The organism is Nostoc sp. WHI (genome assembly GCF_015714725.1).
GTDB lineage: Bacteria > Cyanobacteriota > Cyanobacteriia > Cyanobacteriales > Nostocaceae > Nostoc.
The window spans coordinates 1-6,658 of sequence record NZ_WBKM01000069.1 but is presented as its reverse complement, the minus strand read 5'-3'; the positions used below and the strand labels follow the sequence as shown (position 1 = coordinate 6,658).

Annotated in this window: 5 protein-coding genes and 3 pseudogenes; 4 read left to right on the top strand and 4 right to left on the bottom strand. The window is 42.1% G+C overall.

The features are described from left to right. A pseudogene (locus tag F8S12_RS07205) lies at window positions 1-501 on the bottom strand (transposase domain-containing protein); the annotation flags it as partial. A gap of 399 nt (window positions 502-900) precedes the next feature. Between F8S12_RS07205 and F8S12_RS07200 the strand changes: the two are divergent. Together F8S12_RS07200 and F8S12_RS07195 are read left to right on the top strand one after the other, a co-directional pair. Then, window positions 901-1,863: a hydrogenase small subunit gene (locus F8S12_RS07200; protein ID WP_196515639.1), complete on the top strand. Its 963-nt coding sequence runs from the start codon at window positions 901-903 to the stop codon at window positions 1,861-1,863. 85 nt (window positions 1,864-1,948) lie between these two features. Continuing rightward, window positions 1,949-3,544: a nickel-dependent hydrogenase large subunit gene (locus F8S12_RS07195; protein WP_196515638.1), complete on the top strand. Its 1,596-nt coding sequence runs from the start codon at window positions 1,949-1,951 to the stop codon at window positions 3,542-3,544. A gap of 201 nt (window positions 3,545-3,745) precedes the next feature. Here the strand turns inward: F8S12_RS07195 and F8S12_RS07190 are convergent, their stop codons facing one another. Beyond that, on the bottom strand, window positions 3,746-4,285 hold the full coding sequence (locus F8S12_RS07190; RefSeq protein ID WP_196515637.1) for a hypothetical protein: 540 nt from the start codon (window positions 4,283-4,285) through the stop codon (window positions 3,746-3,748). Next, window positions 4,285-5,151, bottom strand: a complete 867-nt coding sequence (locus F8S12_RS07185) for a TIR domain-containing protein (RefSeq protein WP_196515636.1) — start codon at window positions 5,149-5,151, stop codon at window positions 4,285-4,287. The genes F8S12_RS07190 and F8S12_RS07185 overlap by 1 nt, the downstream gene beginning before the upstream one ends. 401 nt (window positions 5,152-5,552) lie before the next feature. Here F8S12_RS07185 and F8S12_RS07180 point away from each other — a divergent pair. Next, window positions 5,553-5,693, top strand: a pseudogene (locus F8S12_RS07180) (type II toxin-antitoxin system Phd/YefM family antitoxin); the annotation flags it as partial. Between the two features lie 371 nt (window positions 5,694-6,064). Here F8S12_RS07180 and F8S12_RS07175 read toward each other — a convergent pair. Beyond that, window positions 6,065-6,292: pseudogene (locus F8S12_RS07175) on the bottom strand (GNAT family N-acetyltransferase); the annotation flags it as partial. A gap of 72 nt (window positions 6,293-6,364) precedes the next feature. Between F8S12_RS07175 and F8S12_RS07170 the strand changes: the two are divergent. Next, window positions 6,365-6,658 (top strand): DUF6444 domain-containing protein (locus F8S12_RS07170; protein WP_196515634.1); only part of this gene is annotated, 294 nt, incomplete at its 3' end.

The window sequence follows — 6,658 nt, the reverse complement described above, 5'->3', positions numbered from 1 at the left end:
CTCCAATCTTATATGGGCACATTAATGCATCAAAAATTAAATGTGTCCCTGCCTCTACTAAAATAACTAATCTAACTTTGGGAAATGCTGCTCGTGTACCAGGACGACTACCTTTCCCGACCAAAAACCCTTGCATTTTCATCACTATCTGGGATATCTAAGCAAGTTCCATCAATTCCCGTCAATTCGTAGCCCGTTTATAAAACCTCCAATTGTTTCGCTGTTTGCCATTGGTCGCACCAAGCGATGAAACAATTGCGTCATTACCCCCGCACCTAGTCGCTGTCTGGCTTGGGTAATAGCTGATTTACACGGGATACGCCAATATTTACCAACTTTTACCCATGCCTCTGAAAGACCATCAATGAGATTTTTTAGTACATCTCGCATTGAATCTCTCGACCACAGGCTCATTGCTATTATTAGACAAATGACTAGATGTGCTGGTAACGAACGATGGCGTTCCTCTTCTACTTTAGTTTTAGCGATCGCTTGTTCGATTGAACTTACTGGGATAGCGACCTCTATCGCTTTGAATATCTCCGTACTTTGTATCTTGGGAGACACTAATGAGAATTCTTTGAGATGCACTGTGCTTGATTTCCATTTTTGGAAACAATGCCTATTTTATAGCTATTCGAGCCTTAACTGAACCGTATTGCCCTATATTTTGCTGTACTTTTTTATTTGTTAAATGTGTTACACCTGTAACAGACATAAACATTGAAATTAATCTTGATGTGATTTCAGTTATTGCTAATGATTAATTCTTTTTTAATGAAAGTGAATTAAATAAAAAAACATCTTAATATTGAAAAATAAATATTGACAAACAGGTGAGACTTTACAAGCATTATCACCGACATCATGCATGGGAAACAATAGAAAAACGCATAGCTAATGACTAATGTACTATGGCTACAAGGTGGTGCTTGTTCAGGCAACACCATGTCATTTCTCAACGCCGAAGAACCGACAGTCTGCGATTTAATTGCTGACTTTGGCATCAAGTTACTTTGGCATCCCTCCTTGGGAGTGGAACTGGGTAACAATTTGCAAACATTGTTGCGGGATTGTATTTCTGGCACGATTCCTTTAGATATCTTGGTATTTGAAGGCAGTGTTGTCAACGCCCCCAACGGCACAGGCGAATGGAATCGTTTTGCCGATCGCGCCATGAAAGATTGGTTAATAGACCTCGCCAAAGTTGCTCAATTTATTGTAGCGGTAGGAGACTGTGCGACATGGGGAGGAATTCCAGCCATGTCACCCAATCCTAGCGAATCGGAAGGCTTACAATTTCTCAAACGTCAAGAAGGCGGTTTTTTAGGGAAAGACTTTGTATCGCAAGCCGGATTACCTGTAATTAATATACCTGGATGTCCCGCCCATCCCGACTGGATTACGCAGATATTAGTTGCGATCGCTACTGGACGCATAGCAGACATTGCTTTCGATGAACTAAATCGTCCTCAAACCTTCTTCAACACCTATACCCAAACAGGTTGTACCCGCAACGTCCACTTTGCCTACAAAGCATCAACCGCGGAATTTGGTCAGCGTAAAGGCTGCCTATTTTATGACTTGGGTTGTCGCGGCCCCATGACTCATTCTTCCTGCAACCGCATCTTATGGAACCGCGTCTCCTCCAAAACTCGCGCCGGAATGCCTTGTTTAGGTTGCACTGAACCAGAATTTCCCTTCTTTGACCTTAAACCAGGAACTGTATTTAAAACCCAAACAGTGATGGGAGTTCCGAAAGAATTACCACCAGGAGTCAACAAAAAAGATTACGCCTTACTCACAATGGTTGCAAAAGATGCAGCACCACCTTGGGCAGAAGAAGACTTTTTTACAGTTTAGGGAATGGGGCATGGGGCATGGGGCATTGGGCATTGGTTATTTCTCCCTCATCTCCCACTCCCCTTAACAATTATTGGAGAAAAGAATGGGAATTAAATCATTAGATATATCGCCTGTTGGTAGAGTTGAAGGCGATTTAGATGTCCGAGTTGATATTGAGAATGGGCGGGTAGTCAACGCCTGGACACACGCCGAATTATTTCGTGGATTTGAAGTTATCCTGCGTGGTAAAGACCCCCAAGCCGGATTAATTGTCACACCTCGAATTTGCGGAATTTGCGGCGGTTCTCACCTAACTTGTGCATCTTGGGCATTAGATACAGCTTGGGAAACAGAAGTTCCTCGCAATGCAATTTTAGCCAGAAATCTCGGTCAAATTGTCGAGACAATTCAAAGCATCCCCCGCTACTTTTATGGTTTATTTGCCATTGATTTAACTAATAAAAAATACCGCCATAGTCGCTTTTATGACGAAGCTGTTAGACGCTTTGCTGCTTTTACAGGTAAATCTTACGAACTAGGCATCACAATTTCTGCCAAACCTGTAGAAATTTATGCACTATTGGGCGGACAATGGCCTCATTCCAGCTACATGGTTCCCGGTGGCGTGATGTGCGCCCCCACTCTCACAGACATTACCCGCGCTTGGGCGCTTCTCGAATATTTCCGCACTAATTGGTTAGAACCAGTGTGGTTGGGTTGTTCTTTAGAACGCTACGAACAAATTCAAACTTATGATGACTTTAGAAACTGGTTGGATGAAGACCGCAATCATCGAGATTCCGACTTAGGTTTTTATTGGCGCATGGGTTTAGATATTGGTTTAGATAGATATGGTGCTGGTGTTGGCAAATATGTAACTTGGGGATATTTAGCCCATGAAGATAAATACCAAAAGCCGACTATTGAAGGACGAAATGCGGCGATGATTATGAAAGGTGGAGTGTATGATAGCTTCGCAGATACTCACACCTTAATGGATCAGTCATTTACCCGCGAGAATACAACTCACTCTTGGTACGATGAAGGGACAGCAGACATTCACCCTAGCGATCGCACCACAAAACCCACTGCAATTAATACCAAAGACTTCGATAACGCCTACTCTTGGTCGAGTGCAGTCCTTCACAAAGATTTTGGACGTTTGGAAACCGGCCCTTTAGCGCGTCAGTTAGTTGCAGGTGGTAAACATGGCGAATCTTGGCAACACTACGACGGCTTGATCCTCGATGTCTTCAAACAAATGGGTGGTGCTAGTATTCATGTGCGTCAGTTAGCACGAGTTCACGAACTTGTCAAGTTATATCGGCAAGCCGAACACTGTTTGCGCGAATTCAAGTTAAACGACCCCTGGTATATCAAACCTACAGAAAAAGATGGACGTGGTTGGGGTGCAACAGAAGCAGCGCGGGGTTCTCTGTGTCATTGGGTAGAAGTGGAGGGTGGTAAGATTAAGAACTACCAAGTCATCGCCCCCGGTACTTGGAATATCGGGCCTCGTGACGGTGAAGGTATTCGAGGCCCAATTGAAGAAGCTTTAATTGGGACACCCATTTACGATTCTAGCGATCCGGTGGAAGTTGGTCATGTGGCGCGATCGTTTGATTCATGTTTGGTGTGTACAGTTCATGCCCACGATGCCAAAACAGGTGAAGAGTTAGCGCGTTTTCGGACTGCTTAAAAAACACTAATAGCTAATGGTTAATTCTCACTTAGTTAATCATTAGCTCATTATTCATTACATTTAAAATCAGGGATTTAAATATAACAGCATATTTCAATACTAAATATTTATATGTGTTAATAATGCAGCGAAAAATAACTTTAAATTCAGCACTGAGCTTTTTCATTTGCCTGCTCCAATGAACTGTTAAATACTGCTTTACTCGTGTTGTAGATAAAACCGTTCAACGAAATCGACAATTAAATCACATGGGTCTTCACCTCTTTCCTTAATAAAGAGCATTTCTTTCAGATGCTCCTTTGTCATGAAGAGAATAATTTTGCGACGCCGACTGTAAATATTATTTCGCTGGATATGAGCACCATCATTGGGAAGCTTACTACACACCATTATTGCAAGCTTACCCATAGGCTCAGTCAAGTAGTTTTCAGTTTGAATCACCTCCTCATGACCAATATCTGTTAATTCGTAATTTTTGAACTCAAAAAGCACCATTCTTGCTTCAAGTTCCCGAAGAAGCAAGCCCCATCCGTGTTTCTCATCAAAATTACGATTTGGAAATACCGCATCTCGTCGATTTGTACCGGAGTAAGTTCGTGGTTGAATAATTGGCCTGACCAACGGCGGAACAAATAGAAATTCAAGAATTTCTACACACAGTTCCTCAAACTCTCGCCAACCTTTTTGGCCAGCAGGACTGTTATCAAGCCGATTGATGAAATCAGTAATTCGGCTCATCAAGCATGACCCATGCTGGCACTAAAGTACTTGGAAACTAGATCGGTGTTCTGAAGCAGAAGCCGCTTTAACTCTGTTCCATCTACAACACGAATTGGGATACCGATTACTTTTGGAGCATTGCTTACCCAATCAAGAGCAACAGATGTAAGCTTTCCGTTTGTAACAAGCAGTGCCTTATTAATTTTTGGATCGTTCTTCACATAACTAACCAATTGACTCAGTGTCCGTAAGTCAGCACGAGAATGACGGTAAAATTTCATTTCGACTGCGTAAACCTCACGAGTTTCAGCACCAAACGGATCTTTTTGTCGAAATTCAACAACAGCATCAATGCCTGAATCACTTTGCTTACTCTCCGATTGCAGGTTGACAAAACCAAGTTTCTGAAGAAGGTCTACAACTAGTTGCTCGAAGGTTTGTGGAGACAATTTTTCAAAGTCAATCTTTTGAGTAGATATGAGTGCGTTAGCAAGCTTTTCCAAGTTCTCTTCTATTCCGCTTCTCATATCAAACCACTGATAACTGGCAAGTGATAATGGAATATCACAATCCTTCAAAAGGACAGGCAAGAATGTGATATCTCGGCTTTGCAGTTCCTTGAGTACAGCTTCAGTTTCATTGCTTAACCAATGGAAGTTTACCGAATGTTTGGACAGTAGAACAAGCAGATAGGCACTTGCTGAAACAGCAACACGAATAGATTCAGCCCAATGCCCTCCTGGATAGAGTTCATAATCATCCCATACATCAAGATTTCGCGATCGCAGTCCATCCACAATTGCTCTCGCAACTGCCTCATCAGCACTTGCATAACTTACAAAAATTCGTGGTTTCGTATCCAAGTTGTATTCAAGATTGGTCATCTTCAAGTCTTTGAACAGGAACATTACTCATAGTCTACTAAACCACAATCTGTGACACCAGATTTTTGCCTATAGCAGTTCAGCTTATAGTTATAGATTTTAGAGAAAAATATTCAATTATTTTAGAATGGCATAGCGATCGCTTACGGTAAGCCCTGACTTTTCACGTTATGTGGAAAAGCTAACGATTAACCTAACCCCCTAACCCCCAACTCGTCGCGGGAAGGGGGAAAATTCAAAGTCTCTCTCCTTTTAGGAGAGAGATTTAGAGAGAGGTTTTCCAGATACCGTGAAAAGTCAGACGGTAAGCCAATCATACAAAATCCTAACTATAAGCGATCGCTCTTCTAATTCAGTGCAACCAGCTAGTAAAATTTAACTAATTTCTGGATAGGAGCGACGCTAAGTTGGTTCCGTTTCGCTCCTCATCAAATCGACTCAATAGTTTAGGGCAAGATAAAGGGCATTTTGTAGTACCAGATGATTTCAACGCGCCAATGCCCGAAGAAATTTTGGCAGCATTTGAAGGCGGTGAGGAGTGAAACTCTATCGGCGACTCCATTTGCTATTTCGGCGTACTCATTTGCTATTTCGGCGTACTCATTTGCTATTTCGGCGTACTCATTTGCTATTTCGGCGTACCCATTTGCTATTTCGGCGTACCCATTTGCTATTTTGGCGTACTCATTTGTTATTTCGGCGTACTCATTTGTTATTTCGGCGTACTCATTTGCTATTTCGGCGTACTCATTTGCTATTTCGGCATACTCATTTGCTATTTCGGCGATGACTGCTGCTTATTGCGTTCATCCCCAAACAACAGACTGACCTAGACAATCTAGATTGCAATCAGCTACAACGCTGTGTTATGCCGCACGCACTCGTAACTTATCAACAGTTACAATATCTTTACCTACGATTTCTCAATTCTGAAAAATACTAGGGGGTTGCCATTCACGATTTTTTCGTCCACCTTTGTCATGCCTATTCTTTCTATTACTTTTTGTGATTCAAGGTTTGGGCGATCGCAGCTTGCTAAAAGATACTGATAGTTAAGTTCATCAAAAGAATATTCGAGTATCTTAGTTGCAGCTTCGGTAGCATAGCCTTTTTTGGTTGCTTCAGGCAGCAAAGCATAAACTAATTGTAACCGTTCACAGGATAAGAAACGCTACAGTCAAAAATGGGTTACTGAGGTGGTAGATTAAGAGGCATGGATGAAAACTGCCTCGCCTACGGAATTGAAATTTCCGACTCAGATTGGGAAAAGACTCCAGCCAGCATCAAACAACTGGTGGAGAAAATGGGGCAGCATATAAAGCAATCAGAAAAAAGGCTGGCGGAACTTGAGGTCAAATATCAAGAGTTATTAGAAAAAATCAATTGCACATCAAAAAATTCCAGCATTCCCCCATCGTCAGATCCACTTCATGCGGAAAAAAAACCAGAAAAAAACAAGAGTGGTAAAAAGCGAGGAGGGCAACCAGGACACAAGGGTCATAGTCGG